The sequence below is a fragment of the Ruegeria sp. AF1 genome, from assembly GCF_056542125.1.
Genome location: NZ_JBQFZG010000016.1, coordinates 1 through 26,399, shown reverse-complemented (window position 1 = coordinate 26,399; position 26,399 = coordinate 1). Strand labels below are relative to the sequence as shown.

The following is a 26,399-nucleotide window of genomic DNA, read 5'->3' as shown; positions in this document are numbered from 1 at the left end:
CGAGGAACCAGAATTTGGTCGGCCAACGGTCAGAATCCGGTATCTCGAAACCTACCCACACTCCCCTTTGAAAATAGATGAACTGCGTATGCATGCGCCGGAAATTTCAAAGCTGATCCTGGACGGTTTTCAGGCCAGGTCGTTTCCAATCTCACCCGAAGATTTCCATAAAATCGCTGATCTCCTAAGAACCGATGGAGTTGATATCGATGATGTGTCCGTGCCCAAAGATGACCTCAACACGGATGTTCCGGATCTTGAGAAGCGGTATCTGAATGGGGCACCCGAGGTAAAAGAAAGAACAAGTCGGTACATCGAACGCGGTACGGTTGGCGCGAGTGTGAAGAAAGCCAACGGATACAGGTGTCAAGTTTGCGAGGCTTTGGGAGATGAACCGCTTGGATTTCGGAAGCCGAACGGCGACCCATATGTAGAAGCGCATCACGTTATGCCGGTATCCAGATTGCAAATCGGCTCCTTGGACGCGTCAAACATTATGACTGTTTGTGCCAATCATCACCGGCAAATGCACTATGGCGGCGTTGAAGTCGAAATAACGTACTTGAGCTTTGAATTCGAGATTGATGGCACAAAGATCAGCATTCCGCGCCCTCGTCTTGGTTAATCCGTTGGAAGAGTGCTAAGCATCAAAAAACACAAAAAATTGGGGACAGATATCTTTGCCAGTTCCAAGCTATGAACAGCTAATGCCGACTGTACTTCGCCTCGCCGCCGAAGAACGAAGGGTGCGCGATGCCATAGCAATCGTGTCCGATGAGCTTAATCTGACTGATCTAGAGCGCGCAGAAAAAATTCCCTCAGGTTCAGAGACGCTGATTTCAAGCAGAGTGCAGTGGGCGCTGACCTATCTGGTTCAAGCGGACCTGATCAAACGACCCCGCCGAGCCCATTTTATCATTACTGACGAAGGCAGGTCCGTTCTAAAAAACGACCTGGAAAAGTTGAATCTCGCCTATCTGAAGAAAATTCCAGCCTTCATTGAGTTCTTGAACCGAAAAGGAACGCGAAAAGGCAATGGTAGCGAAATCAAGACATCGGTAACACCAGACAGCGAACGAAGCCCGGAAGAGTTAATCGGAGCAGCCTACGAAGAAGTAGAAGCCGAACTCAAAGAACAGGTATTGGAACGGATTCTCCAGAATTCACCCGCGTTCTTTGAAAACCTCGTAGTGAAGCTCTTATCTGGGATGGGTTACGGGCGCCCTGACTCATTGGCTGAAGTAATGGGCAAAGTTGGTGATGGTGGCATCGACGGTATCATCCACCAAGACAGACTCGGTCTAGATGTCGTATATATTCAAGCCAAACGGTATGCGCCGGACAACACGGTGGGGCGTCCAGAGTTGCAAGCGTTCGTCGGCACTCTGGCTGGTGTTTCTGCACACAAGGGCGTCTTTGTCACAACTTCGCGTTTCTCACCCGGAGCACTGGAATACCTCAGAACAGTGAATGCTCGCGTGATTACCATTGATGGGCAACGCCTGGTAGAGCTGATGATTGAATCCGGTGTTGGCGTTAGAACCCGCAAGATTTTCGAACTTCATCGTGTCGACGAAGACTTTTTCCTAGAAGACTGATTATTCCCGCTGGAGCATTTCCATCTTGCATAGATTTCTGCAGTTGCTCGCCAAAGACGTCGAACCCGGAGCAGCTTAACGGGCCTTTGCGTAGAAACCCGTCGAGGGGGATGGGTTGCCAGGGTTTGCATGGTTTGCCGGGTTTGGCGCTACCCTTAGCGCCGGTGCGACGGGGTAACCAAACAGCACTACATGCCAATCTAACATAAGGGCGCTTGTACTTTGACACCTTCGAATTTAGCTTCACCTCCAAACGCAATCGGCAACTCTGAAGAAAAATAACCCGAGCAATTTTCACGAAAGTTTTCAAGGAAATTGTTTTCGCTTAGGTCAAATCGGATTTGCTCAACCACAAACCTTAGAAATGACAGCAATTCATCATTAGTCTCAAGAATTGCATTTGGAGCGTTGCTTGAAAGAACTAAGGCGCTCGGAAAATTGATGTCGATAGCAAAAATTGCCGTAGACTTAAGCTGCCTTTGCTGCTGCTCGGTAACAAATTTATATGACTTTTTTTCATCTGCTGTGTTTTCGATTATTCTTGGCTCTGATGACGGAGACTGCAGCATCTTGCTAACTTCGTATGATTTTTCGATGTAAAAATATGGGTTCCTGCTGCGTTCTTTCATGCTTCGCGCGGATTCATCGTGCTTGCTATCAAAATATGAGAACATTACCGGCTGATCTGCGTCGATAAATACGCACAACTCAAAGTGAGTGCCCGGTATCCATCCGTTTAGGGTCAATTCTGCAAACCTCAACGTGTTCGTCACCAAGTCTTTGCGCACTGTTTCTTCGTCGAGGCCATTGCGCTTAGCGGCATCAACGATACTTCGCCGCATGGAGATAAGTGAATGAAGGCGCCTCATAGGAAGAACTTCTTTGTCCACGAAATTCTGAGCCAACAGCTTCTTGAATATTGTTCCCGACCCAGCAAGCAAACCAGAATTCAATAAAAATGCTATCGACTTCCCCCAAGTTATCTCATTCACTGATAACTTGTATATTAAGTGCACCTCAGAAAGACCCAAAAACACTGTTAGAATGCAGAAAATCCAGAACAAAATGTCTTTCTGTAATTTACTAAGCATATACTAACTCCAAAGAATGTTTGCGACAGATTTCGAGCAGCGCGAGTTGTCAATACGAAGAACATCAGCAGTCTGCTTGGTTAACCACTCTTCGTACAGCTCGCTTTGTCGCTGAAGTGTTTCACGTATGGCTTTGGGGTGCCCCAAACGCACAAGGCGTTCATGCAACACTTCAATTTCTGCGGATAGAAAAACAATTAGGTCCGGGTTCGGGATGGCCTGTTGGAGCTTGATTGCGACATCAGATAATTCCGAGAATTCGTCTTCAGAAAGATAGCCTTTTTCGTAGTGTAACCTACAAAACACGGCGTGGTCCTCCTGGATACTTCGATCAAACGCGACCATCCCCGTCAGCGAACCGTTGGACCACTGACTATGTCTTGAGTGCATGATCTCAGATTGGAGTTTTGCGCAATTTTGAACTGGATTTTTTGTAAAATCCTGCATAGTCGATGGTTTGATTTCTTCTCTAACGACTTCCCAACCTTTTTCCTGCAACTTCTCAACTATTGTACTTTTGCCTGAACCAGTTGGTCCAGATATCCATACGATCATGCAATTCTCCATTCGGTTGCTCTCGATGGATGGCTGTCTTTGAGAGAAAATTCAACCAAGAGTTTAGCGAATAGGGCGCTGGCGGATTCTAATTACCTATACTGAGGGACCGACTTGCCAGGGAAACCTTGGAGGCCCCATGTTGTAGTCTTTTTTCGACTACGAAAGCGTTTGCCTCTTGACGCACTCGGGTCTTACTCAAGGAAAATTCTGTTTAACATAATGGACCCTATCGGACCGTTGCAGCTACTTCTCTCGTCCGCCAAGGCTCTGAAAAATAGTTTTGATCTCTGACTCCAAATGCTGGCCTCGATAAACAAACGAAGTCTCATGCCGCGCGTACTTGCCGTGTCGATCTGCGCTAAGCCAGTTGTACGATCCAATCGCCAATAGATCGTCGTCGACGGCTACGATCTTGCTGTGCAACCGAGGCACTTCGTGGAGACGCACGCCAATCTTGGTGAGCGTGTCTTTTGCCAACGACATCTGGGTTTGACCGTCACTCGCCACATTGGCGTTCAGAAGTGGATCTGAGAATACATCTATGCTCGCACCCCGACCGATCGCCTTCTCAAAGGCAGTCAGGAAGCCGACGTTCTCCATGGTACGCGCAATGATCCAGGGGCTAACGATCGAGTATCGGCGCCCATTGCCTGCTAGAGCATCGATAAGGAAAGCATCGTGCTCAGCAGCATCGCGAAGCATCTGGAGCTCGCCGCTATCATCCTGAAGATCGCTCCTAGGCTCCGTTTCGAACTCAAGTGCGTTTTCCGTTGAGCTGAACAGGAAATCACCAAGCATCGAACGAGGTGATCCCGGAGGGGCGGTAGTCAGAACGTCCATGTCACCGAAAACAAGACAACTGTCTTTGGCGCGGGATACGGTAACGTTGAGCATGCTGGCCGATGCGTCGATGAAATTTCCATCCGCATGTTTCGAATAGACCGGCGAGAAGATAACCACCGGTCTCTCTGCACCCTGTAGTGAATGGACCGTGCCGATCGTCATGCCGTCGCGCAAGTCAACCGAGATACCTCTGTTCGCACACGCAGTCCTGATTTCACGCACCTGCCGACCGAATGGCGTCACAACGCCAACGATTTGCTCCAGGCGCGCCCGATAGCGACTCTCCAACTCCGATCTGTTGGCATCCAGCCACGCAGCAATCGTCCGAGCCTCCAACAGATTTGCGCGACTACTTCCCAGGCGAATTGCCCGCCCATCGACATGCAAGTATCCCAGTCCTGGTAGCTTTGCGTCAGCTGGGACTGGGCCTCGAAGTGGACGTAGTTTCCCCTTGTAGCAAAGTGCGTTGCTGTACCCGATGATCTCGTCAAAGCAGCGACGGTGTTCGAAAAGATACAGCCCCTTTTCAAGTTCAGCATACGGTGAGACGAGGCAGGCTTCTTGTGCAACCCGCATGGCGCTTCCGGTTGTGGTGCAAATACCTCTTTCCGACAACGCACTCCAATCGTCATCTTTTTGCAGAAGGCCAACCTCTCGGAGGTTCCCGATATCAACTGGTTTCGGCACAGACGAGATGGGCTCAATCTGCTGGGTGTCACCAATTACGAGAGCTCGCTTCGCCAGAGAAAAACTCGCTCCGGCAACTTCCGGCAAGACTTGTCCAGCCTCATCCACAATCAATAGATCAATGAAGTCGTACAGGTACTCTTTCGCCCATTTGCCCCCAGTCTTGCGACTGTATGTCAGTTTTCCCGGCAAACTGGCGAACGTGGCAACGGCGCAAGGCGTAAGCATCATGCGTCTTTGCCAGCGCGGAACTAGTGTCGCCTTACCCTTCTTGTTTGATGAACCTGTTATGCCCGCGAGGTCTTCCTCCATAGCCAGCAACCAACGTCCTTCCCAATAGTGGGTCGCCAGCAGAAAGAGTTTGAAGCGAATGATAAGATCAGCGGCGCTCTCCAGGTCTTCCACTGCATCGGCAACAGCACTTTTCGCGCGATCCCATTGGCTCTCAGCGTCCGCCAGCGAGGAACGAAGACGACGAGCCTCTTCTAGGTCCTTTTCAGCCTGCTTCGCCAACAGCTCGACAGACTGCAGGCTTTTAGCGACATGCGCTTCCACATCTGTAACGCGGTTGAACCCATCGGCGTCCGGCATGAATTCCTGGATTGCGTTTTGGGCCGACAGCGCCCGTTTCTTCTTGATGGCTGGTAGAAAGCCGAAAAGTGCTGAGAATGTAGACTCCGCCGCAAGGTGTGCTTCCAGGGCGGTTTTTGCGGCCTTAACCCGTTCTCGGTTCTGCTGCGCCTCGTCAGCCGCCTTGGTTAGCGCCTCTTCCGCTTCAGCAGGGCTCTCGCCGAGGGTTGTCTTTACCGCCTCTTGAGCCTTTGCCAGGGTTTTGGAGGCCTGATCTAGTTGGGAGAGCTTCTTAGCCTCTTTTGCCATTTCACTCTGAATGGCTTCCACTACGAGCTCGACGCGGGCTTCCGACAGAGCAGGAAAAGCGATCTGCGCCGCTTGAAGGTACTTCTCCTTGGCCAGTGAGAAATAGTCAACGCTCTCGCATGCAGACTGAAAGTCCTCTGTTTGATATTTCTTCGCTGCTTCCAACTTACGAGAATGCGACGGAAGGAAGATTCCGAAGCTCCCGATATCGGGAAGCCAACGCCCGGCGAACGGTCCGTCGCCCTTAGCGAAGTCTTTCCCAAAAGCATCAATTATGTTCGTGACTGCCTGGTTGTTGGTGGATGCGGCAACGATGATTGGCGGTTCTTCACCCTTGAGTGCTGCTTTGATCCAAAGACTTGCCACCGCCGATAGCAGCATTGTCGTCTTGCCGGTGCCCGGCGGGCCGTTCACCGCAATGACTTCTCCAGGATACGACACGTCGAGGTAAGCCAAAACCTGGCGCTGATGCTCTGATAAAGGGAAGTTTGGGTTGGAATGGCCTAAGCGGCGACTGAATTCACACTCTACTTTGGGGTCAGCAGTGGATGTCATTTTGCGAGGCGCAGCAACTTGTCTCAGTAGCGACACGTCTGGCTTTTCACTCAGCAACTTGTCGTAGAGATCCACAATGTTGCGGATCGTGGCACTGGCATCTTCGGCTAACTCGAGAAAACCAAAGCCCATTGACTGGTAGTCTTCATCACCATTCGGCCAGCCCTCTGCGACAGCATCGACCATCTTGCGACAATGACCCAGGTATTCCTGCCATGCGCCTTCGACGATCATGTCCGGCAGGGGCGTTTCGGTTAGAAAATCATCAAGATCTTCGACGCTACCGATTGAAAATTCGCCGGATGGAAGGGGTGACAAGACATCTCGTGCTAGAGCGTTGCGCAACGGTGTGATGTGCCCGTCGCGCTCGACTGTTGCTTCCGTCACAACTGGCGCGACGATCTCAGGTAAGCCATCGACGCGGGCCGCTCCGTGAGAAGACTTTCGAGCCATCACGAGCGGCCAAAATCGTACGGCAACGCTCTTCGCCGACTTCTGTCCACCAAATACTCTTTCGAGCATTGCGTCTGGAAGTTTCCCTGAGCGAACCGTCTCACCGGATACCTCGATGAACCGTTTTCGGTCTCTTTGGGTGAACTTGCCGTCGCCCAAGGCACTGTCGGCCAGCGAAACACGCCAATACTCAAGGATTTTCTCTACGTCTTTGTCCATAATTCGCTATCGTCGCCGCGGGCTTGTGCGGTTGAGTGATCGGGGAGACGAGCCGACGGCACAGACAGGCCGGCGATTCGAATACTTAGTCTGAATTGAAATGCTAGCGCATTGTTTTGCAGAGATTATGGCGTGCCGGCGTGGACTTAGCCAGGGCGGAGGTCCTGCGGTTTCGCTTCATCGCCAGGAAATCCTTCCTAAACTCCACGTAAGCGAGCGAGAGACGGTGGACCGGGTGAGCGCCTGCGGCTTGCATCCACAAAAAACCGTGCATGGGGTGGGGTCTGCCGGGTTTGCTGGCGCTGGAAGCGATCAAGTCACCCGTGATACAACACACGGAATAGCCTATCGCGCCCACATATGATTGACTTAAATGGATAGGTAATCGGGTTACAACATGACGGCATTGTCTAACGACGAATTGCAGGATCTTCAGAATGAAGTCCAACGTTTGTTGGGTCGATGTCTGCTTCGACTTCAACAGTATGAACGTCTGATCAAGGCCCTCATCGCCCAACAGAAAATCTCAGGACCAATTCATGAATTAGAGAGTATGCAGGCTGCACGCATGGCCGATTCCGCCCGCAAGACGCTTGGAACCTTGGTAGGAGATCTACTCGGATCATATGTCGTCGCCAACCAGACCGACCCACCCTTGAACCCAGCGGCCGACTCCTTCGGGGATACCAATTCAATAAGCATAGGGACTCAAATTGCCTTATCGGACGCCGATTTCGAGCATACAAAAAACGGTCTGAGAGAGTTGGTGCTCCTTCGGAACGACTTGGTCCATCACTTCATTGATCAGTACGACCTCGAGAGCTTGGACGGATGCCGTCTTGGTTGCGATGCCTTGGTTGATGCCTTCAACAAGATCGATCATCGCTTCAATGAACTTCGGACATGGGCTGACGACATGCGGAAGCTGCACGGCCTGATGGCACAGTTCGTCCAATCTGAGCAGTTTCGCGACTTTGTGGTCACTGGGAACTCACCAGATGAGACCGTTCGCTTGGCCAACACAGGTATCCTGCGCGCTTTACAAGAGGCAGCCGGCGAGTTAGCTCTCGATGGATGGGCAACCGTGTCAGAGGCAGGCGGATGGGTTGCCGCGCGATACCCTGACCAAGTACCTGAGAGGTATGGATACGCCAGTTGGCGCCAGGTAGTACATGAGGCCCGCATTTTTGAACTTCGATACTTGGAGAGAGGTGGGCGGCGCACTGCATGCTACCGGAAAAAGGTGGAGCGCCACCATGAGCAATCGGTGCCCGGAAGTCCTGTCAGTTAGTAGGGGATTAGTAGGGGATGTACGTCAAACGTTCTCTTGCATCGTCCAGCACCGTCCAAGATCGACACGAGAATTAGTAATGCAATCATAATGAGTTATGCGGGTTCAGCAGGCCTGATCCAGTCACGTCCAACACCTGGACGGCAAAATTCGTAATTGGAAGGTCTCAGCAAGAATGGTTCGCGAAACCGAATACTGTCCTTTACAGATTGGGGGTATCATTGGTGACCTGAGCCCCAAGTTACCTCCACTTCGCGGAGAGTCCTTGGGTTCGATTTGATGGCCTTACGCGGCCAGTTTGTCCATCGTTCTTTTCTCAGCAAATTCTCTGGGCGTCAGGTTTCCGAGCGCCGAATGTGGTCTGTGGGTGTTGTAGTCCTCCTGCCATTCTTCCAGCGTGTTACGGGCCTCGGCCAGTGAGCCGAAGAGCGTTTCGTTCAGACATTCATCTCGAAGCTTGCCGTTGAAGCTTTCGACGAAGGCGTTCTGCTGTGGTTTGCCGGGCGCGATATAGTGCCAGTCGATCCCAGTCTCTTGCACCCATCGCAGTATGGCCATGCTGGTGAATTCAGTGCCGTTGTCCGAAACGATTGTTCCCGGCATCCCGCGCTCGGAAATGACCCGGTCCAGTTCCCGTGTGACCCGCAAGCCTGACAGCGACGTGTCGGCCACCAGCGCCAGGTTCTAGCGTGTAGAAGCTGAGGGCACTTACAACCTCACACCCCAATTCTCGCGTCGAACGCGGCCACTGACAGATCCGGCAGCGGTTTCTTAGGCAATGCCACCCAGCGCAGCCATGCCACGTCCAGATCAGTGATGGCGCGCACGTGGTGGGGTTCCAGCGGAACGCGCATCAAGCGGGTGTAAGCCTCGATCTCGTGATAGCTGATCGGGTTGGGCATGCCCTGGCTGTGGCTCCGGGCATGGCTAAGGGCCAGAAACGTCTCCCAGATGATCTGAACCCCGTCAGGCAGCCTGATGGGGGTCTTGGTGTCCAGATGGGCTTCAAGGGCTCGAACAAGCGTGTCCGTCATCACTAAAACTCACCATGTCTTTGTCCGTCTATGACGATGCTAAGAACACGCTGTCAAAATTCGTGTCCTCCGATGAGGTTTCGCATTGATCTCGCGATCTCCTCGGCTGCACCTACATTAATCGTTTTGATACTTGTCGGACCGGCAAGGTCCATGGTGGCACCTTGGGCAATTGTGGTTATCAAACTGTAAATCCAAGGATATTTGACCGTCGCCTCGATTGTCTCCGAGTGAAGTGACGGCAAAAACCAACAACTCAATTTGGCCTCTTACATTTTATACTTCTTTCTACTTGAATTTTTTACTTTATACTGCCAACCTATCTGCAGGTACAAGGAGAATGGCGGATGAGTAGTAAAAAGTATGAAAGAAATGCGAGAGAAGAAGCAGTCCGAATTTTAAGTCAGAAGGGATACCGTGTGACAGATGTTTCTTCGGGAACTGGCGTCCCAAAACTATCACGCTTGCTTGTTGAAAAAGATGGCAATGAAGCTGTTTGCATGGTCAAATATACGACAACGGGTCGCATACATTTTGTTCATGAAGACAACACATTTAAAGTCCTAGATGAAGCCGACTTAGTGCTTCACGTAAATGACTCCAGCTCCGACAAAGGTAGACTGGTGATCAGCCTGTTCGAAAAATCTACCGTTGAAAAAGCATTTCAGGCGGCGCGCACAGCACTCAAAAATGTCGGTCAAGATCATATCCCGATTTGGCTCAATCCTAAGTTTGAAGAGGGGGTTCGGTTTACTGGGTCGGGTTTTGAAAATGAAGCTATTTGGGCCGAAAGGACTAGTATTGAACAGCAGCGAGACGAGGGAAGAATAATAGAAACTGATCTTGAAGTAGAAGAAGCAGTATTAGAAGGATTTAAAACCCCCAGAGACGAAACCGACCGACAAAGCGGGGTTATGGCCCGTTTTAAGAAACTGCTGGCTGAAGAAATGGGTGTTCGTGCAGAGCAACTGGAAATAGACGTTCGAATTAAGCTGTAGCATCAAACCGCAAATTTTTTCATCGGCGTTGTCAGTGTTTCGCCTAAGATCTTGGCGAACCCATTTTTGGGGGTTCGCCTCGTTGGGCTGCAGCTACTCATCCTTCTTTTTCCGAGTCATCTTCAGCATCGCCGTGTCTGCCACCTTAGACCGGCTTGTCGCCTCTGTGTGCTTCTGAACTTCACCCAGTGTTTTGTGACCGGTTACCCACCGTCAAGTTTCGTATGTGCTTCCAGAGCCGAACGAGCAGTTTCTGCCTGTATGAAAGGTCAGAGAAATCGACAACGGGGACCGCTACGCAACTTGTTAATGCCTTGTGAACGGTTAGCCGTTAGCGTGAATTTTTCATTCCAATCGAGGTATTAAACGTTCATCAAGACGCGTTGGTCATGATTGGGTCTGCAATAGTGCAATGGCGCAGACGCACCATGGCGGAGAACTCGAAGGCAACTAAGCCCTGTATCACCAGATTGACGAAAGTAGCTAGCAGTCCTCGCCGAAGAGTGTTGGCTCAGTTGGGTACGATGCTTCCGACAATTGCCGATGACATCCGTCAGAAATCCGCCATCTCACGCAGTTGCTTGATGTGGATATTTTCCTGGACGTACGCAATCGACTTAGTTTGGTCGCCGATATCGTGGTCAGAAGCTATACTACGAAATGCATCCGCCACATCGCCAAAATCGTAAACGTTCGGAAAGGCAAAGAAGCCCTCACTGATACCATCTATGTTGTCGATGACGATCAGAAAGAGGCGTTCTTGGGAGATAAGGGCTGTACAAAAATCGCTATAAGGAAAATCTGTACCGTTCAGGTAGTGTTCCACAACGATCTCATTTTTTGTGTTCGGAGCGATCTTCCAGAGTAGAAGAAAGGCAATTCCATATGGTGTTGGAACTGCGACTGACTTCATGATGAGGTCCGTTTGCCCCTGCTCTCCATAGTTTGGGGCGTATCGTGGTTCCTCTAGAAAAAACAGGACACATTCTTTTGGCTTCCCGCGCTCAAGATTTAGCATTTCAAAGAAGCAACCAACCTGCCCCACCTTTTCGGGTTCTAGTTGCCTCTGAAAGCTGCGTGGACCGGTGTAGACCGACATAACTGTTTTCCTCTTTTGATCGCTTCGCCAGTTCGTGCCGCACCTGTGCCACGCAACATGATTGTCTTGAATTATCTACTGCGAGAATACGCCATACTGTAACTGCAGTCACGTCAGTCCAACCACTGCCTGGCAAGTCCGCTGCATGTTGTGTTGCCGCAGCAAAACCGAAACTTGCTTTGATAGATTTCTTGTGCACAGCATGATCCAATCGGATCATACGGGGGAATTTCTCCCTGTGGCCACTGTGAGCGATGTTGTGGAATCTGATGGGTACGGATTGCGTGCTTCACCGGCAGCGCTACGGGTGCGTTGCACCGCCTCCCTTTAGTCACCCTCTGTTTCAATTTTGGCTTTAGCTTTTCGCTTTACCTTTGGGCCGGTGCTGAGGCCGCCATGCAACCTGCAACGCCGCTTTCCAGGTACTACCCGGGCCTGACATTGGCCTCCTGCTCGAGTTTTTGCGCCGCAGGTTGGGCGCTCTGACTTGGGCAGTGGTTCACCGGAATCATTCAAGCCCAGTTCCGCCATCTGTTTGCAGTTTGCACCGCGACACTGTGAGCAATCCCTCCGATAGTTTGGGTGCTTGTGCGCCTCTGCTGGGCACGGCCGCCAACGTGACTGTAGTGCCTGCCAATCAATGGGGTCACCTTGAAATCGCGCACGGAATTTCTTCTCAAAATTGGTCGGTCGTCCCATCAAAAAACCCCAACAATTGTTAACATAGTCTACAAACCCCATGATGCGCGCAGTGTTTGGCCTTCGGCTCTCACAAATTTCATTGAGTACTGCAGCTTATCTCGCTCAATGGAGGTTCGGTACGCCACACCACCACCCGCCCCCTTTAGGGGGGCGGTGGTGTGGCAACTGTTTTCTGCATGTTTGCCACACCCCGCCACACCTCTGCTTTTTGGGGTGGGTGTGGCACTTATGTGTTTGCCCACTCACCTACCTCCAAACACGGGCGTCCCATACGTTTTGCATCCAATAATTTGACCTTCTTCAAGGCACCAGATTTCAACCATGCCTCGATCAATTTTTTGATGCGTATGCGGTCTGAACAGGCATCAAGTTCCAAAACTTCCGCAATAGTTTCGCCTGCCCAATCGTCACGAGCCTGTTCCTATTACCGTAGTCCTTTTCCATTCAGAGCTTTCTGCACAGCAAGAAGGTCGGCCAATGTAATTCCATCAAAGGTATCGGGCCAATTCCAGACTTCGACCACGCCTACGCTGTCACCGTTTGACAAGTGGACTGAAGCCAAGCGCCGCCAGACACGACCTGCGGTGGGGGCAAGATTTGCCTTGTCGCGGGTCACAGCAAAATACGTAGACGGATCCTCTTTCACACCCGCTTCAGCCTTCATGCTCTCTGTCATCTTGTTAAGTACCCGACCGGAATGCGCCGCCGCCAAAAGCGCGGTTGCGCCGCGCCCGCTTTCGGTCGTTGCTTCTTCGCCGTTGGTTTTGCGAGTGTGGTGCACGAGTTCAATTGCGCAGTTGCACTGGTCCGCCAACCGTGCCCACTCCTTTGCCACGATGTCAATTGCACCGTTATCGTTCTCACCAACCTGGTGCGACGAAACAAACGGGTCGATGATCAGAACATCGATCTCGCGTGCCTCAATTTCATGCGCTAGGGCTACCATTTCCGGTTTGATGATCTGGACGCCTTCACGGGTTTGGATCGCAGTGCTAAGTTCACGTTCCCGACCAGAGTCCACAAACAACCGCCCCGCGATTTCCTGAGAGGTGACTTGGTGGTGCTGCATGGTTGCTATAATACGCCGATCCAATTCGTCGCGCGTGTCTTCAAGGTTGTAGATCCAGACCTTGAGATCTTTGGCGGTCCAGTCGCCCAGAAGCTCCCGCCCAGAGACCATTGCCAGCGCCTCACAGATCGTCAGAGATGATTTCCCGACTCCGCCGGGGGCAACTGTCACTGATACCTGTTTGCGGATTAGATGCTGCCCATAGAGCCAAGGTCGGGGCGGAATGGTGGACGGGTCGCGCCAAGAAAATACCGTTGGCAACAGATCCGATCGCCGGCGAGGAAACTCGGCTTGGTGTGCTTTAAGCTGCATAACCATGTCTGCAAAATTATGCGCCATGTTTATTTGCCACCCTGCACCTGTTCGAGGAAAGCCGCCTGCTTAGCCGGATCCATCTGTCCGAAGCTCGCAAGGCAATAGGCATCAAGCTCTTCAGGAAGTGCCACGTCAGCCCAGAACAACGCCTCGTCCATATAGTTTAGAAGGGGCGCAATAGGCTGTCCTGCACCATTGTCCAGCACGACCTCCGCGATCAATTTGGCAGCGTCGTAGCTGAGAGTTTTCAGCGCCATATAGGCAAGCGCTTCACGTTGCTGCTGATCCAGGTGTGCCTGTAAGATTAATTCAAGGCCAAGCCACTGGCCTTCGCCGTTCAGCCAAAGGGTGTACCCAATTGAACGCGACACCTTTTTAATGTGCTCAGGAATGTAATCAGCGATACTTACACCCACCTTGTGCGACAGATTGCTGCATTGGGGGCAAACACCAAGTTCTGCACAGCCAGCAAGTGGTAGATTCGTGACGTTAGTGGCATCAGAGTCCAACTGCCCATGTTCACAAAGGGGCAGGGAGGAGCGACGCAAACACGTGTCGGTGGTGTTATTCCAGCTTTGTTTGCTCATTTTTACCTCACCACTGAGGCGCTGGCGAACCTTTAAGTACAGGATTGGGCTGCGATTGGTTTATCTCAACCCTGCTCCCAGTGGTCGCTCAGCGCCGGGGGCTATTGTTACTGGGCTTTTTCGTCGCGAAGGGCACGGACGTGAGTGTCCACTTCGTCTTCCGGCCAATAAAGCTTCCCGCCGAGTTTAACCGGTTGCGGCAGACGCCCGGCCTGGAGATCGAGATAAATTGCAGAGCGTGACCGCCCGCCTAGCTTTTTGCGCAGTTCTGCGAAGTTGAGGAATTTCATAGTCACCATCCTTTTTGGTTCGGGATGGTGCAACCGTGACCAGAGGAGCCTGTCTTTGGGATTGTGAAAAGAAATCAGAAATAAAAACACAAGGCACTCGCTTGCTCCCAAATATCGCGAGCTGATTGCTCTGTTTGCGCGGTTGCAGGATGCAAAGCAGCGATTTCTGACCAGGAGGCACCAGCTTCACGTGCGTCCAAGGTGCGCAGGTAGCCCAGCCATTTTTTGGGATGCCGTCGGTTTACCACTAGTTTTCCCTTGAGGCGTACCTGAAGTTGTCTAGCTAGCTCACGCGCTTCTTCGATCTGAGGCTCTAACGGTCTATTCAGATCGAATTTTATCGCCACTTCATGCGGTTCGAGTTGCACTGAAAAGCAGTCGAAATGAGCCACCCCTTGAGTTTTATAATGCTCATCCGTGAGCCTCCCCATTTGAACGGGTCCACCGCTATGTTTAGGAAACGGAGGACCAAGAATGGCAAACAAGCGACCGAAGCCGGAAGAGATTGTCTCAAAGTTACGGCAGGTTGAGGTGCTGATGGGGCAAGGCATGCCCCGGCTGGATGCAATCAGACAGATTGGTGTTGTTGAACAGACCTATTACCGATGGCGCAAGCAATACGGCGGGATGGGTGTAGATCAACTGAAGGAACTGAAGCGGCTTCAGAAGGAAAATGATCGGCTGAGACGAGCTGTGTCAGACCTGACGCTCGACAAGCTGATCTTGACGGAGGCTGCAAAGGGAAACTTCTGAGCCCCGCTCGCCGTCGCGCCTGCATCGAACATGTGCGTCGCCAGTTCAAAGTGTCTGAGCGCAGAGCCTGTCGCGTGCTGGGACAACATCGTTCCACACAGAGGCACATCCCGAGAGGCCGTGTCGATGAGGATCGGTTGGTTGCCGACATGATCGAATTGGCCAGGCAGTATGGTCGATACGGCTATCGTCGGATTGCGGCCTTGCTCAGAGAGGCAGGTTGGTCGGTCAGCGATGGCCGTGTCGAACGACTATGGCGGAGAGAGGGGCTGAAGGTTCCCGCAAAACAACCGAGGAAGGGGCGGCTCTGGCTGAACGATGGCTCGTGTGTTCGGCTGAGGCCGGAGTATCGCAATCATGTATGGAGCTATGACTTCGTTCATTGTCGAACCGACGATGGCAAAGCTTTTCGGACGCTGAACATCCTTGATGAGCACAGCCGGGAGTGCCTTGCGATCAGAGTGAAGCGCAAGCTGAACTCGGTCGATGTGATCGATGCCCTGACGGATCTGTTCATACTGCGCGGTGCACCCCGCTTCATACGTTCAGACAATGGGCCAGAATTTATCGCCCAGGCCGTCCGAGACTGGATCGCCGCAGTTGGCGCCCAGACGGCTTACATTGAACCTGGGAGCCCGTGGGAGAACGGATACTGTGAAAGTTTCAATGGCAGGTTCAGGGATGAGCTACTCAACGGTGAAGTCTTCTACAGCCTGCGCGAAGCTCAAATTCTGATCGAACAATGGAGGAGACACTACAACACAAAACGCCCCCACAGTGCACTGGGCTATCGCCCGCCAGCACCTGAAACCATCATCCCGATGGATCACAGGCCGATGATGCACTAACAATCAAATCGGACCAGTCAGATGAGGCTGCTCAGTTTAGCCAGGTCATCGGCCAAAGGGGGCAAGCCATATGACACTTTTCGCGGGAGAGTAATGATACCAATCCGCGATGCCCAGAATAACTGTATAGCTTTTTGCGGCTGGGCAATTTCCACAAGCAACAATCCCGAGTATCGCATCGAGGTAGGTATTGCCACCAGTCTTTACCGGTACGCTATCTTGAGCGGTCGTTTTTGCGGGAGTTCCCACGAGTAGGTATAGGCTCAACAGTGGCGCAATCCCAAGAATACCAGCATGTTTCATTCCCAACAATCCTTACGCCTGGCACCCTCTTCTAAAATACGCTGACGATTTGGTAACTTGTCACCTCGGAGTATCAGAACTCGTTAGTTGTCATCTTCCAGTCTGCCTTAGAATTTACAACTCTTCGTGGGAACGGACCTCCTAAATGTGGTAAACGAGCGCCCAATAGTCTGTTCTTTTTCAAGCTAGTCACTGAAACGGAATTTGACTGATTTCCGCCCAATACATGGTACGTTGTTTCGTCTTCGGAATAATAAAATCCAACGTGTCCACTGGTCCCCGACCGAGTACCCCTCCAGAAGACAAGAATTGAACCGAAACAAGGTTCAACAGCCTGCCCAAAATACAACCAGTTTCGCGCGAGATAAGGATTATTTGGAACAACCGCTTCCGGCAGTGTTACTGCTACGCACGTTTCGACGAAGTCTCCGCACCAGGGGAGTCTTGCGGGGTCGCCCAGTGTTTTTCCATCGGATTTCAAGAATTCACGAAGTTTGTAATTATGTAAATTTTCGTGCAGGCCCTTTTTGCGTAACGCTAGCATCATCCAAGGAAAAAAATCCAGTAAGTCTTGCTGCGGTATATCTGGCGGCTTGTTTTCCCCAGCAACTTTCGATTCGCCGGGCAAAGTTCGTAAAGCTGAAATGGTTGCTTCGTTAAGGTTTCCAGTTTCGGGTAGGCCACGAAACCTCTGAAATTCTATAGTCGCGCGAAGCGTGTTCCTGCCCCAAACTCCGTCAACTACACCTGGATCGAACCCATGAGCGATTAAACGTGATTGTACCCACTCAACAAAAGACACTCACCCCTCCCGTTACAGCATCAACAATATGAAAAATTGAACTTTGTTCAGACTATTGGAAATAGAGCTGCAAACCTTATTTCTCACAGGTAGCTTAGCACATTTTCATAAGATCGTCACAACCTTCTAATGGTAACGAAAGAGATCTTTGGCACTTACTGTCGCTAGAAGACACAACGCTAGGCAAATCTCCCTTTCAGGTATTGCTGCCAAGAATGTTGGGTCATTCAATTGTAGTTTGGGCATTCTTCGACTGTCGCTCGACGAGAACAAAAACGACTTAAGATAAATGATAGCTTTGAAGCTGAATATAGACTATTCGAATAGCTTAGCTTTAAAGACTGTTACGTCAAAAAATCGAGCCTACTCAATCTTCAAGAAAGGAGTTGGCACATGGTCGCTTCCTTCTTGAAGCAGTTTCTTCGGAGTTGACAACCGCTTATTGTACCCTCAATGGGTCAACGTATTTTCTCTACCAATACTTTGCTTCAAGACTTTGTCGACAATCACGCCAAAGAATGGATGTTTCGCTTTTTTGTATCCATGCCTGTGTTCTGAACACTATTACTGTCGAGCAAATTATTTTTTAGAAAATAGCTCACTGAAAATAAGGAAATTCGGTGTTTAGAGAAATCATGCGCATATTCTTCTTTTTCAAGTTGATTTTTTCAATCGAATTATTTCAAAATTGTAGAGCGCTGATAGGGGTCATCTGGGAAGACGCGCCCGGTTTTAATGCACTGAAAAATGTGATCAAAAACCTTCCCAGGTTGACCGCTTTTTTTGCCGTAGCGGAAGTAATTGTGCCCTTTAGGTGTGTCATACTCTGTATTAATGTCGTCACAATCAACCTGAAATACGTTTCGTGGCGTGTGTTCGATATTCTCTGGTCCGGTATGACCCAACCGCCGAGACGCAACTTTGTTTTTTAAGTTTGCTGCCTTGCTGGCGCGCAAAGCCAAATCGTCCGAAGCGTAGTAAACTATGACATTTCGAGATGCGTGTGAGATCAACTCTCCGGGATGACCTTCATGAAGTGTTTCGTTGACAACATCTGCAGCGACCATGAAGGTATTCCTAAAAATTAATGGAACTCCAGCTGCGAGGTCGTAACGATCCCAACTTATAAGAGTTTGGCGAAGCACTCGGTTTCCCATCGAATGAGCCAGCAGATTTATACGTTTCAGGCAAGGGTGTTCTTGCGGATCATTGGCCTCAGAGTTCCGCCACGCCAAGAATTTCTCTAATACTCTGGCAAAAGAGTAACCACTTTGGTCCGCTGACTTCTGATCATCCCAGTAGTCTTCTACTATCCCCAAATCATTGTCGCAGGGCCAAATGAGCGGCACAACCAGTGCTTCCTTCTTGGTCTCACGATCACATAGCATTTGCAATTCGTTTGCCATTTGAAAGATGAAGTCCGGTAAATTGTTGAATCCGTGTACAAAAAGAAGTATCTGCCGATACTTGGAGTCTTTTAAACGCTTCAAGAAATCCAAACTTCCTATCTCCAAGTGATCACCGTCTTTACCTGTCTCGCAAAAAAAGACTGAGTTACTAGGCGCATTATTCTTTAGATCAAAATTGAACTTTCGCCCTTTACGCGATCGAATGCTCTGGGTGGGAAATCGATTAGTAATAAAAAGCATAGTACCCTCGCGCTTGAGAAACACTTAGATGCCACAACTATAGTCTCTTGATAAGAAAAAGCGAATGATGGAATCCCATCACACATGTTTGCGATCTAAACCGTCACTAAGCGTTGCAGGCCATTTATGTTATTTCAGCTGTAGTACACCATTCCTACGGAACACTTTCCTATGTCCGTTGCTTGCCAGTTTGTTTTTACCTCGTGCGAAATTTAAGTCCGTAGTCATTTGCATTTAGAATGGGTGTTTTTTAGTATGGTGCGAGAAGCAACAGAAGGCGACTCTAAATCCTGCTAAAATTTAGAGCGCAGGCTAGGCTCAGGACTTCGGTAACGGGGTCGCTTCAGTCAAGCGGTTTTTGGGTATGACAATTGATCCGCCGGAGCGGCTGCCTTGGTATTGTTAGTGTCCGTTCCGCCTTTTCTCGCGGCTTTCGGCTGAGATCCTTCGGGTACTTGCTTCGGTTCGTGGTCAGCGCGATGGCTGCCAACATGATGCTGGTTCGATGTAATTCCGATGTGCCCATCTCATAGGCGTGCTTGGCAAAGAACAGCGACAGTCCTGACCACGGCATCATCGGAACCACGTCCCTGGGGGACCTCGAAAGCCCGCGCTCAAGCAGGCAACGGGTAAGGCAACGACAAGGTCAGGTCATTTTCGGTGCCTCATCGGGCTGGAACTCGGTGCCGTCGATCCAAATCCGATGAAGTATGACAGCGATGCGGCGTGCGAGAGCAACCATTGCGATTTTACGACCGCGGCGTCGAGCCAATTGGGCGCCCCATGTTCGCAACCAAGTCGACCGGCCACGGTTCATCATGACGGTTGCGGCTTGGCACAACGCCCGCCTCAGATTCACGTCACCAGCTTTGGTGACACCGCCTGACACGTCCCGTTCACCGGACTGATTGCGTGAAGGCGTCAAGCCAACCCAGGGACCAACTCTCTTTGACGACCGAAAGCGAGCCGGATCATCGACCGCAGCACGGAATGTCAACGCTACTACTGCACCGATCCCAGGCATCGACATAAGGCGTAGGCATACTGGATCATCCCCGGCCAACTGGCGCACGCGCTTTTCGAGACCGGCCAGTTCCTGTCGCAGAGATGCTCTGGCACGCAGCATTGGTGCTGTCGCGGTTTCCAGCATGGGATTTCCATCTGCCAATTCTCGAATGCGGGCCTCGAATCTGCCGCGAGAGATCGCGCCAACCTTGAGGCCAAAGTTCCGCAGTAGACCTCTCAGTGACATCTCCAGAGCGATCATGTTCTGTTGGATTGCCTTTCGAGCGCCGAGAACCGCCCGGGTTTCCTGAGCGGAGACAGATTTACAATGCACCGGACGGAACCAGCCGAGGTGAAGCAGACGCGCAATCCCCTCGGCATCCCGCCGGTCTGTCTTGATCGGCATTGCTTTCAGCGCTCCTTTCACCTGGCGCGTTTCCAAGAGTACTGCATCAAGGCCTGCTTCAATAAGCCCTCGGTGAAGCCATTGCGACAATGGTCCAGCCTCCAGGCCAATTGCTGCGATGCAGCCGTCAAGTTCGTCCAACCTGCGCGCCAGAGCTTCGGGCTCACTTTCAGTCTCCGCCTCTTTGATGATCTTGCCATGCTCACTGATCACGCAGATCGAGGTCTTCGCAAGCGATACATCCAATCCAACAAACAACTTCATCCCGTCATCCTCCATGTGGGTTCAATACGGGAATGGCGACAGCGCGGCGCTGATCTGACAAGTGGCAACGGTCGTGCGTGACGCAGGCCCCGTTACAGCATCTCATAGCCAGTTAATGACGAGAGCAGCCAACGCGATTGCCGACATGAAGACTTTTGGGCATCTGTCATATCGGGTTGCTAAGCGCCTCCGGTCTTTGAGCCTACCAAACAGGATCTCAATGCGGTTACGTCTTTTGTAACGTGCTTATCGTATCGGACGGTCATCTTTCGTTGCTTCCTGTCCGGGATGCAGGCGCGTATCTCCTTGTCTTTCAACGCTTCTCTGAACCAGTCCGCGTCGTAACCGCGATCGCCGAGTAGCCAATCCACCTTTGGCGGACTGCCAACGAGAGCCCGTGCGCTGATGTAATCGCTGAATCACGTGGCACGGCGGATTTCAATAGGCCCTGAGCCTAGTCTTTTTGCCCAGCGCCCAACATGTTTGGTCTACCGAACGGCCAGAACCACTGCAGTAGCCTTGCTAACCACAGCCATCTCGTTTGATAAACACTACACTTATTTTGGAGTCCGAAACGCTCGAGTGCTCAGTGTGATTTGGAACCTCTTTGCGCAAGCTCGTCACAAAATCGAAACGCTCTACTTAGTCAACGTCTTTAGTCGCTGTTGAACGTAGCTGTTCCCCGGATCAAGCTTAAGGACCTGATGATAAGTCTGTATCCCGGCTTCAGTATTTCCGCTAATGACTTGTGCATTTCCCAATTGTTCCAGAACTGCCGAGTTGTATGGCTCAATTTTCGCAGCCATTTCGCAAGCGACTTGAGCTTCGTCCACAAGCTCGTATTCTACCGAAATCGCGCACAGGGCATATGCATAGTCAATATTTGAAAGATCGGTAGTATCTTCTCCGTGCAACCTTTCATTTTTGATGATTTTTTGAATTTCATCGGTAGCTCGCTTAGTTTGTCCTTCATAAAGGTAAACCAGCGCTCTGGAGAATTTTGACTTATTGATTTGATGAATATTTAGCCCGTTTTCTCTTTCTAAAGCGGAATCAAATGCTGAAATAGCCCTTTCGTATTGTCCGGTAGAGCTCAATAATTCCCCTTTAAGTTGGTCCAGGTACCATCTATCAAAAACAGGACCGCCGTCTTTCTCAATTAATTCGACCAACTTCAAAGCCAAGTCAATTTCACCATTTATTTGAGCGAGACGTGCCTCAGAATAGTTTAAATACTGTTTTGCTTGAAGCGCTAGTTTCGGGTCGGCTATTCTACGTATTACCCAGCGAGCCCGATCACAATCGCGGCTAGCTTTCTCAAGAAATCCTGCTTGGGCATATTCCTGGCAGGAGCTCATTAGCAGCCAGAAGTCATTGGGCGACAGCGCGAGTGCTGACGACCTATTAGACAAGGCTTCTTCATAGTTTCCAAGTTTCTTATTTGCGGTCGCTTTTAATCCTAGTGCGCTTACCGCGGTCTCAGTAGGCAATCCCTCTGTTTTAAGCAGGATATCAGCGAGTCCTAAGGCGCGCTCGTAATTTCCGTTCATAACTTCTTGTTTCAAAGTCTGAAGCTGATGCGACTTAGTCACTTCTGCGTGTGCAACGGCTGGAAAATTGAAGTAAGCTGCTGCCACCAGAAGTTGGACAATTCTCCAAAAAGAGCTTTTCAACATGAGTTCACATTTGGCGGGCATGATGGATTTGCGAAACTCTTTTGCGGAGAAGTCACCGAAAGAGCCGCGACAACTAAGAAAATGGCTGATAAGTAGTTCATAAGATGTCGTCCTTTTCAGTTTGAAGACGTCGACTTTGGTACACCTACATCACGAGTCGTGACAGGAGTAAGTGTACCTCCATGTTGAAGTGAGGAGCTCATCGCATTCTCGTTTGTGCGTGGATCTGAGAGCCAGTCTTTTAGCAACCCTAGGAACGTCCCAAAGTAAAAACCAATGATCAAGCCGCCCCAGTTTTTTAGCTCATCTGGCGCTTGGCTAACTCCTAGCGCAGGTAAAAGTATAACTGCAAAAATAACTGCTAAAGCAATGACAGATGAAACGGAGATCACTGTCATAACAACAAACCGTTTGAGAAATTGATCCGGTCCATCCACTCGTGCGTTTGTAGTATCCATCTAGTCTCCAACATTCGCTTGTGCCAACTCAACTTCTAGGCATTCAGCCACGATTATTGCTTCTGCACGCTCCTTGTTGAGCCTCAGGTTGCTTGTAGATTTAGACGCTTCACTCATCTTATCGTGTAAATTTGCTGTATCGTTGTACATTCCCCAGTAGAATACTAGATCACTATTACAAGCGATTTTCCGTCTAAACTGAGGCTCTGGAAGCGTATTGTTTTTGATACCTGACAACAGCTCTAACTCTGTTGCAAATCTCTTTATTATCGAAGCGTAGGACCGTACATCAACGCGCCGTTCGATATCTGCCGCATCCTTCAATGTATAAAAACAGTCTTCTGGCAACCCGTGCTCGCATTCGAAAAAATACCACTCTTGAAGCATCCTAATGCTATCACTAGCACTAATTTTTGTTGGATCAGATCTAGCCAAGTTTGCTGCCAACTGAAAGAACTGTTGCGCGAGCTGATAGTAGGTCAAGTCAGGAGAAATGGGTTGGTCCAGTGTCTTGGATTTAGACATCCACCTACCAACTCCGGCAAGAATCTTGAATTGGTGTTTTGGTTCCAGTTCTAAGAAAGTCCCGTTTTCTTCCATCCTTCGTAGTTCACTTACTATTTGAGGTGTGACCAAAGCTTCAGACTGTATCATCCGCCTTAGAATATCTACAATTCGCCTGTAGTCTTCGAATTTCGCGCTCAAGTTTGGCGCGCCATTTTCTAGAGACAACATGTCGTCCTGACTGAGCCCAACGGCCATTCGAAATACTCTTGCCCAATCGTTTGGCTCAAGCGGTTGGATTGCTAGAGAGCGATTGATTTCGTTTATTCTGGCATCGCGATTTGGGAAGTAACGCGTCACGATTAGATGATGCTGAACGTCACCTCTGTGCCTTCTAATCTCCAGTCTTTCATCTAAGTCGTAACCTCCAAAGTTGTAATCAATATCGATATATACCGGAGGTGCGCGGAAAAGATTGTTGAGAGTGAGGTTGTATGTAACGAGTGTTTTTAGCTCTTCGTCTGGCTCTTCGTCAAAAGTAACCGGCAAGAAGCCGTAAGCAGTATTTTCCGGGCTCTGATGGTCTTTCAACTCGGCGCTTAGAAATTGTTCTAACCTTTCGACTTCCACTGGAGTTTCAACTTCTACGCCAGTTTCATCTCTAAACACGATCATACCCTCGTATCTCGTTTTTGCAGGCTCGCTGTAAAGAATCGTAGGCTGGGCAAGAAACAGTATGCCAAAGCTTAGAAATATCAGTTGTGAAAATGGAGGCATTGAAGGGTACCTCAAAAATAACAATAAAGTGGAACAGTACCGTAAATGGTGATTCGGCGCAATGGCGCTTGGGTTAAGGTTGTGTCCCCAGTTCGTGTAGGCCTTTGGAAGTCTTGCCGAGTAGTGGATTCATACTAGGAATAACAAAGCAGTTCGTTGCAATAGGAATTTGTCTTTAATTTACTGGTAGGTTCGATGCCTACTAGAAAAGAAAGTTTTCGATGTTTTGGAAAGTTTAACCCGAAACTCTGTTTTTTTCGGTACCAAAAGTTAGTTAGCACCGTTTGGTCTCAGTCAAAACGCGTTGGTAGGCACCAAATTTCTCACGCTGTATACCAATGGTACAAGCTTACACCCTCAGATTCACCTTTGGGATCAATAAAATCAGTTTCTTAGCGGCTCGTGTTAGGCTCAGGACCTATTGAAATCCGCTGTGCCGCGTGTTTCATCGCTCCTAAAACAAGTGGTGAACATGTCTGACCTATTCTGGCTGAGCGACGAGTAGATGGCCCGTCTTGAACCCTTCTTCCCGAAGTGTCTTTGCCCCCTAAAATTGGGCCACTACTTTGGCCGAGAAGGGGAACAAGAGATGGCTCGGAAGCGATGCTCGGACGAAGACATTCTGAAGCTGCTGCGTGAGATTGAACTGAAGCTGGCAGATGGCGACGATGTTCGGACGGCCTGTCGTGGTGTCGGTGTCAGGGTTGCGACCTACTACAATTGGCGGCGTCGGTTCGGTGGCATGGGCAAGTCGCAACTTTCGGAGTTGCGCAGCCTGGAGAAAGAAAATGCCCGACTGAAGAAGATCGTGGCCGAACTGGACAAGCTGATCCTTAAGGAAAGTCTGAACTACCTAACACCGAGGGCCTGACGACGAGCCAACTTCGTCAGGCCGTCATTCATGCTCTCCAGAAGCTCGGCACATCAGAGCGCCGCACCTGCAAGGTGGTCGGCCTTGCACGCAGCTCCATGCAATACCAGGCCGTAGAGAAGAACGATAATGCTCCTCGACTGGCCATGATCCGTCTTGCCAAGAGCTATGGCCGGTACGGCTACCGCAAGGTGGCACAGCTGCTTCGGATCGAGGGCTGGCGTGTCAATCACAAGAAGGTAGAACGGCTGTGGCGGGAGGAAGGTCTGCAACTCCCGCAGCGGTACAAGAAGAAGCGTCGCCTCTACCACAAGGACAGCTCGATCATTCGGCTCCGACCGACGCATCCCAACCCTGTCTGGAGCGTCGATTTCGTTCACGACACGCTGAGCAATGGGGGAGCTACAAGATGCTCACGGTTCTGGATGAATACACCCGCCAGGCGCTTGCAGTGGTAGTTCGGACCCGCATGGGTTCTGAAGATGTGCTGGAGGTACTCTACGGGCTGTTCCTGCGCCATGGAAAGCCTGATTTCGTTCGGAGCAATAACGGCCCAGAGTTCTCTTCACGGGCAACCCAGAGTTGGCTCGGGAAGGTCGGTGTGAACCCTGTCCGGATCTACCCGGGCTCTCCCTTGGAGAACGGATACAACGAGAGGTTCAATGGAACGCTCCGCCGCGAGGTTCTCAATTCCGAATGGGTCACAACGACCAAGCAGGCACAGATTGTGATCAATTGCTGGCTCAGGCAATACAACCAAACCCGACCCCATCAGGCCCTCAACATGCGCCCATCAGTCCCCGAAACTCTAGTCCGAAATGGCCCAGAACATGGGGGCTAGACAATTTGGGGGTATCGATCGGGGTACACTAAGTTTTATCTGGGTAATTATTGATTATAAATTATAAGCTTATGTATCCTTTTATACTCCGCCCCCGGGAATCGCATTGATCCTCAGGGCGTCGCTGAGGGACTCTCACAGCAGCCGTAGACCATTCCGTAGACCATATGGTGCCTGTTGACAGCGACACAGCCCGTCGCGTACCCCTTGTTTTGCTGGAGAAACCGGCTGAAGAAGTGCCTGTAACGGGAGCAGAACTACCGCCCCCGGCACCATAAAAATCTCCTAATTTTATGATTATAATGAATAAATCATGCATCTGGCTTAACTTATCCACCCAAATATCCACCTTTTGGACTTAGGTAGGCTAGCGACAGTGGAGCCTTGCAACCTGATGCACGGTGAAAGCTAGCGCTCTGGCGATACGACTACAACAACGTTAGGGCGCACTCATCGCTCGGCAACCAAACACCCGTAGAAGCGCGTCGAACGCTTGAGCAATTTGATGGCTCCGCGACCGACGCGCTTACCCAAAACGACGAAGAGGAATATGAAAATCAGACCCGCAGACTCTCGTTATAAATGAGGGAGCCTCGGGGCAGGTCACTTCCCAAGCCGGAATGACGATTCGACGAATGAATGATCGCAGCGCCAGGGCGGACTTCGCTACCTTTCAAGGCGTCATCACAAGGAATGCGTAGTTTCTTAGGGTCAGGATGCATTGATTTCCCGAGCGCTGCGTGTTTCACGGCTCTGAAAACAGAGCGGTGACATGAGCAATCCTTTCTGGCCGACCGACGCACAGATGGCGCGTCTGAAACCCTACTTTCCAAAGTCGCACGGTAAGCCAAGGGTCGACGACAGGCGGATTCTGAGCGGGATAATTTTCATCAACCGCAATGGGTTAAGGTGGCGCGACGCTCCTGAAGCCTATGGTCCACACAAGACGCTTTATAGCCGTTGGAAGCGCTGGA

General features: G+C 50.6%; 26 protein-coding genes and 3 pseudogenes. 11 read left to right on the top strand and 18 right to left on the bottom strand.

Annotation, left to right across the window (positions count from 1 at the left end; genetic code table 11):
- The first annotated feature begins 88 nt into the window (after positions 1–88).
- Entirely contained in the window at positions 89–625 is a 537-nt protein-coding gene (locus tag ACR0BK_RS16990) for an HNH endonuclease (protein ID WP_480555590.1), read from the top strand.
- Positions 626–707: 82 nt separating this feature from the next.
- Positions 708–1,598, top strand: coding sequence for a restriction endonuclease (locus tag ACR0BK_RS16985; RefSeq protein ID WP_480555589.1), 891 nt, complete (start codon positions 708–710; stop codon positions 1,596–1,598).
- 200 nt (positions 1,599–1,798) lie between these two features.
- Here ACR0BK_RS16985 and ACR0BK_RS16980 read toward each other — a convergent pair whose 3' ends face one another.
- From ACR0BK_RS16980 to ACR0BK_RS16970, 3 genes are all read right to left on the bottom strand, one after another.
- The gene (locus ACR0BK_RS16980; protein WP_480555588.1) at positions 1,799–2,689 is read right to left on the bottom strand and encodes a hypothetical protein; all 891 of its coding nucleotides are present in this window, start codon (positions 2,687–2,689) and stop codon (positions 1,799–1,801) included.
- A 3-nt stretch (positions 2,690–2,692) separates the two neighbouring features.
- A complete protein-coding gene (locus tag ACR0BK_RS16975) occupies positions 2,693–3,244 on the bottom strand; it encodes a deoxynucleoside kinase (RefSeq protein ID WP_480555587.1) in 552 nt (183 codons plus the stop codon).
- A 246-nt stretch (positions 3,245–3,490) separates the two neighbouring features.
- Positions 3,491–6,883 carry an AAA domain-containing protein gene (locus ACR0BK_RS16970; RefSeq protein ID WP_480555585.1) on the bottom strand — a complete coding sequence of 1,131 codons (3,393 nt, stop codon included), beginning with the start codon at positions 6,881–6,883 and terminating at the stop codon, positions 3,491–3,493.
- Between the two features lie 397 nt (positions 6,884–7,280).
- On the opposite strand from ACR0BK_RS16970, the gene ACR0BK_RS16965 reads away from it, so the two are divergent.
- Positions 7,281–8,174: an OST-HTH/LOTUS domain-containing protein gene (locus tag ACR0BK_RS16965; protein WP_480555584.1), complete on the top strand. Its 894-nt coding sequence runs from the start codon at positions 7,281–7,283 to the stop codon at positions 8,172–8,174.
- A 285-nt stretch (positions 8,175–8,459) separates the two neighbouring features.
- On the opposite strand, the pseudogene ACR0BK_RS16960 reads toward ACR0BK_RS16965, so the two are convergent.
- Positions 8,460–8,855: pseudogene (locus tag ACR0BK_RS16960) on the bottom strand (integrase core domain-containing protein); the annotation flags it as partial.
- A gap of 35 nt (positions 8,856–8,890) precedes the next feature.
- A complete protein-coding gene (locus ACR0BK_RS16955) occupies positions 8,891–9,208 on the bottom strand; it encodes a phage tail assembly chaperone (RefSeq protein ID WP_480555583.1) in 318 nt (105 codons plus the stop codon).
- 347 nt (positions 9,209–9,555) lie between these two features.
- Between ACR0BK_RS16955 and ACR0BK_RS16950 the strand changes: the two genes are divergently transcribed.
- Positions 9,556–10,206 (top strand): hypothetical protein, encoded by a 651-nt coding sequence (locus tag ACR0BK_RS16950; RefSeq protein WP_480555582.1) that lies wholly within the window; start codon positions 9,556–9,558, stop codon positions 10,204–10,206.
- A 553-nt stretch (positions 10,207–10,759) separates the two neighbouring features.
- Here the strand turns inward: ACR0BK_RS16950 and ACR0BK_RS16945 are convergent.
- From ACR0BK_RS16945 to ACR0BK_RS16920, 6 genes are all read right to left on the bottom strand, one after another.
- On the bottom strand, positions 10,760–11,305 hold the full coding sequence (locus ACR0BK_RS16945; protein WP_480555580.1) for a hypothetical protein: 546 nt from the start codon (positions 11,303–11,305) through the stop codon (positions 10,760–10,762).
- Positions 11,306–11,632: 327 nt separating this feature from the next.
- Positions 11,633–11,836, bottom strand: coding sequence for an HGGxSTG domain-containing protein (locus ACR0BK_RS16940; protein ID WP_480555579.1), 204 nt, complete (start codon positions 11,834–11,836; stop codon positions 11,633–11,635).
- A 595-nt stretch (positions 11,837–12,431) separates the two neighbouring features.
- Complete coding sequence (locus ACR0BK_RS16935; RefSeq protein ID WP_480555578.1) at positions 12,432–13,388, bottom strand: AAA family ATPase; 957 nt, start codon at positions 13,386–13,388, stop codon at positions 12,432–12,434.
- A 29-nt stretch (positions 13,389–13,417) separates the two neighbouring features.
- Positions 13,418–13,978, bottom strand: a complete 561-nt coding sequence (locus tag ACR0BK_RS16930) for a hypothetical protein (protein WP_480555576.1) — start codon at positions 13,976–13,978, stop codon at positions 13,418–13,420.
- A gap of 107 nt (positions 13,979–14,085) precedes the next feature.
- Entirely contained in the window at positions 14,086–14,268 is a 183-nt protein-coding gene (locus tag ACR0BK_RS16925) for a helix-turn-helix transcriptional regulator (RefSeq protein WP_480555575.1), read from the bottom strand.
- Positions 14,269–14,342: 74 nt separating this feature from the next.
- On the bottom strand, positions 14,343–14,753 hold the full coding sequence (locus tag ACR0BK_RS16920; protein ID WP_480555574.1) for a hypothetical protein: 411 nt from the start codon (positions 14,751–14,753) through the stop codon (positions 14,343–14,345).
- Here ACR0BK_RS16920 and ACR0BK_RS16915 point away from each other — a divergent pair.
- Together ACR0BK_RS16915 and ACR0BK_RS16910 are read left to right on the top strand one after the other, a co-directional pair.
- Positions 14,743–15,869 (top strand): IS3 family transposase gene (locus tag ACR0BK_RS16915; protein ID WP_480555572.1). Its coding sequence is split into 2 segments (ribosomal slippage): positions 14,743–15,007 and positions 15,007–15,869, totalling 1,128 coding nucleotides; the frame shifts between segments, so codons are not numbered across the junction. The two genes, ACR0BK_RS16920 and ACR0BK_RS16915, sit on opposite strands and share 11 nt — an antisense overlap.
- 21 nt (positions 15,870–15,890) lie before the next feature.
- A complete protein-coding gene (locus tag ACR0BK_RS16910) occupies positions 15,891–16,124 on the top strand; it encodes a hypothetical protein (RefSeq protein WP_480555571.1) in 234 nt (77 codons plus the stop codon).
- Between the two features lie 121 nt (positions 16,125–16,245).
- Here ACR0BK_RS16910 and ACR0BK_RS16905 read toward each other — a convergent pair whose 3' ends face one another.
- The 7 genes and pseudogenes from ACR0BK_RS16905 to ACR0BK_RS16875 form a co-directional block, all read right to left on the bottom strand.
- Complete coding sequence (locus ACR0BK_RS16905) at positions 16,246–16,974, bottom strand: NlpC/P60 family protein (RefSeq protein ID WP_480555570.1); 729 nt, start codon at positions 16,972–16,974, stop codon at positions 16,246–16,248.
- Between the two features lie 677 nt (positions 16,975–17,651).
- Positions 17,652–18,623 carry an alpha/beta hydrolase gene (locus ACR0BK_RS16900; protein WP_480555569.1) on the bottom strand — a complete coding sequence of 324 codons (972 nt, stop codon included), beginning with the start codon at positions 18,621–18,623 and terminating at the stop codon, positions 17,652–17,654.
- A gap of 646 nt (positions 18,624–19,269) precedes the next feature.
- The gene (locus ACR0BK_RS16895) at positions 19,270–20,298 is read right to left on the bottom strand and encodes an IS110 family RNA-guided transposase (protein WP_480555567.1); all 1,029 of its coding nucleotides are present in this window, start codon (positions 20,296–20,298) and stop codon (positions 19,270–19,272) included.
- A gap of 102 nt (positions 20,299–20,400) precedes the next feature.
- Positions 20,401–20,714, bottom strand: a pseudogene (locus tag ACR0BK_RS16890) (transposase); the annotation flags it as partial.
- Positions 20,715–20,936: 222 nt separating this feature from the next.
- The gene (locus ACR0BK_RS16885) at positions 20,937–21,974 is read right to left on the bottom strand and encodes a tetratricopeptide repeat protein (RefSeq protein ID WP_480555566.1); all 1,038 of its coding nucleotides are present in this window, start codon (positions 21,972–21,974) and stop codon (positions 20,937–20,939) included.
- A 116-nt stretch (positions 21,975–22,090) separates the two neighbouring features.
- Positions 22,091–22,432: a hypothetical protein gene (locus tag ACR0BK_RS16880; RefSeq protein ID WP_480555565.1), complete on the bottom strand. Its 342-nt coding sequence runs from the start codon at positions 22,430–22,432 to the stop codon at positions 22,091–22,093.
- The gene (locus ACR0BK_RS16875) at positions 22,433–23,611 is read right to left on the bottom strand and encodes a hypothetical protein (protein ID WP_480555564.1); all 1,179 of its coding nucleotides are present in this window, start codon (positions 23,609–23,611) and stop codon (positions 22,433–22,435) included. It lies immediately after the preceding gene.
- A 691-nt stretch (positions 23,612–24,302) separates the two neighbouring features.
- Here ACR0BK_RS16875 and ACR0BK_RS16870 point away from each other — a divergent pair.
- From ACR0BK_RS16870 to ACR0BK_RS16850, 5 genes and pseudogenes are all read left to right on the top strand, one after another.
- On the top strand, positions 24,303–24,584 hold the full coding sequence (locus ACR0BK_RS16870; protein ID WP_480555562.1) for a transposase: 282 nt from the start codon (positions 24,303–24,305) through the stop codon (positions 24,582–24,584).
- Positions 24,585–24,682: 98 nt separating this feature from the next.
- Positions 24,683–25,042 (top strand): IS3 family transposase, encoded by a 360-nt coding sequence (locus ACR0BK_RS16865; RefSeq protein ID WP_480555560.1) that lies wholly within the window; start codon positions 24,683–24,685, stop codon positions 25,040–25,042.
- Entirely contained in the window at positions 24,943–25,425 is a 483-nt protein-coding gene (locus ACR0BK_RS16860; protein ID WP_480555636.1) for an integrase core domain-containing protein, read from the top strand. The genes ACR0BK_RS16865 and ACR0BK_RS16860 overlap by 100 nt, the downstream gene beginning before the upstream one ends.
- A 405-nt stretch (positions 25,426–25,830) precedes the next feature.
- Positions 25,831–26,007: pseudogene (locus tag ACR0BK_RS16855) on the top strand (integrase core domain-containing protein); the annotation flags it as partial.
- 190 nt (positions 26,008–26,197) lie between these two features.
- Positions 26,198–26,399 (top strand): transposase (locus ACR0BK_RS16850; protein ID WP_480555559.1); only part of this gene is annotated, 202 nt, incomplete at its 3' end.

Excerpts from the sequence above, each read along its gene's own strand:
- ACR0BK_RS16990 (WP_480555590.1), top strand. The coding sequence starts at position 89 with ATGCATGCGCCGGAAATTTCAAAGCTGATCCTGGACGGTTTTCAGGCC.
- ACR0BK_RS16985 (WP_480555589.1), top strand. The coding sequence starts at position 708 with ATGCCGACTGTACTTCGCCTCGCCGCCGAAGAACGAAGGGTGCGCGAT.
- ACR0BK_RS16980 (WP_480555588.1), bottom strand. The coding sequence starts at position 2,689 with ATGCTTAGTAAATTACAGAAAGACATTTTGTTCTGGATTTTCTGCATT.
- ACR0BK_RS16975 (WP_480555587.1), bottom strand. The coding sequence starts at position 3,244 with ATGATCGTATGGATATCTGGACCAACTGGTTCAGGCAAAAGTACAATA.
- ACR0BK_RS16970 (WP_480555585.1), bottom strand. The coding sequence starts at position 6,883 with ATGGACAAAGACGTAGAGAAAATCCTTGAGTATTGGCGTGTTTCGCTG.
- ACR0BK_RS16965 (WP_480555584.1), top strand. The coding sequence starts at position 7,281 with ATGACGGCATTGTCTAACGACGAATTGCAGGATCTTCAGAATGAAGTC.
- ACR0BK_RS16955 (WP_480555583.1), bottom strand. The coding sequence starts at position 9,208 with ATGACGGACACGCTTGTTCGAGCCCTTGAAGCCCATCTGGACACCAAG.
- ACR0BK_RS16950 (WP_480555582.1), top strand. The coding sequence starts at position 9,556 with ATGAGTAGTAAAAAGTATGAAAGAAATGCGAGAGAAGAAGCAGTCCGA.
- ACR0BK_RS16945 (WP_480555580.1), bottom strand. The coding sequence starts at position 11,305 with ATGTCGGTCTACACCGGTCCACGCAGCTTTCAGAGGCAACTAGAACCC.
- ACR0BK_RS16940 (WP_480555579.1), bottom strand. The coding sequence starts at position 11,836 with ATGGCGGAACTGGGCTTGAATGATTCCGGTGAACCACTGCCCAAGTCA.
- ACR0BK_RS16935 (WP_480555578.1), bottom strand. The coding sequence starts at position 13,388 with ATGCAGCTTAAAGCACACCAAGCCGAGTTTCCTCGCCGGCGATCGGAT.
- ACR0BK_RS16930 (WP_480555576.1), bottom strand. The coding sequence starts at position 13,978 with ATGAGCAAACAAAGCTGGAATAACACCACCGACACGTGTTTGCGTCGC.
- ACR0BK_RS16925 (WP_480555575.1), bottom strand. The coding sequence starts at position 14,268 with ATGAAATTCCTCAACTTCGCAGAACTGCGCAAAAAGCTAGGCGGGCGG.
- ACR0BK_RS16910 (WP_480555571.1), top strand. The coding sequence starts at position 15,891 with ATGAGGCTGCTCAGTTTAGCCAGGTCATCGGCCAAAGGGGGCAAGCCA.
- ACR0BK_RS16900 (WP_480555569.1), bottom strand. The coding sequence starts at position 18,623 with ATGCTTTTTATTACTAATCGATTTCCCACCCAGAGCATTCGATCGCGT.
- ACR0BK_RS16895 (WP_480555567.1), bottom strand. The coding sequence starts at position 20,298 with ATGAAGTTGTTTGTTGGATTGGATGTATCGCTTGCGAAGACCTCGATC.
- ACR0BK_RS16885 (WP_480555566.1), bottom strand. The coding sequence starts at position 21,974 with ATGTTGAAAAGCTCTTTTTGGAGAATTGTCCAACTTCTGGTGGCAGCA.
- ACR0BK_RS16880 (WP_480555565.1), bottom strand. The coding sequence starts at position 22,432 with ATGGATACTACAAACGCACGAGTGGATGGACCGGATCAATTTCTCAAA.
- ACR0BK_RS16875 (WP_480555564.1), bottom strand. The coding sequence starts at position 23,611 with ATGATCGTGTTTAGAGATGAAACTGGCGTAGAAGTTGAAACTCCAGTG.
- ACR0BK_RS16870 (WP_480555562.1), top strand. The coding sequence starts at position 24,303 with ATGGCTCGGAAGCGATGCTCGGACGAAGACATTCTGAAGCTGCTGCGT.
- ACR0BK_RS16865 (WP_480555560.1), top strand. The coding sequence starts at position 24,683 with ATGCAATACCAGGCCGTAGAGAAGAACGATAATGCTCCTCGACTGGCC.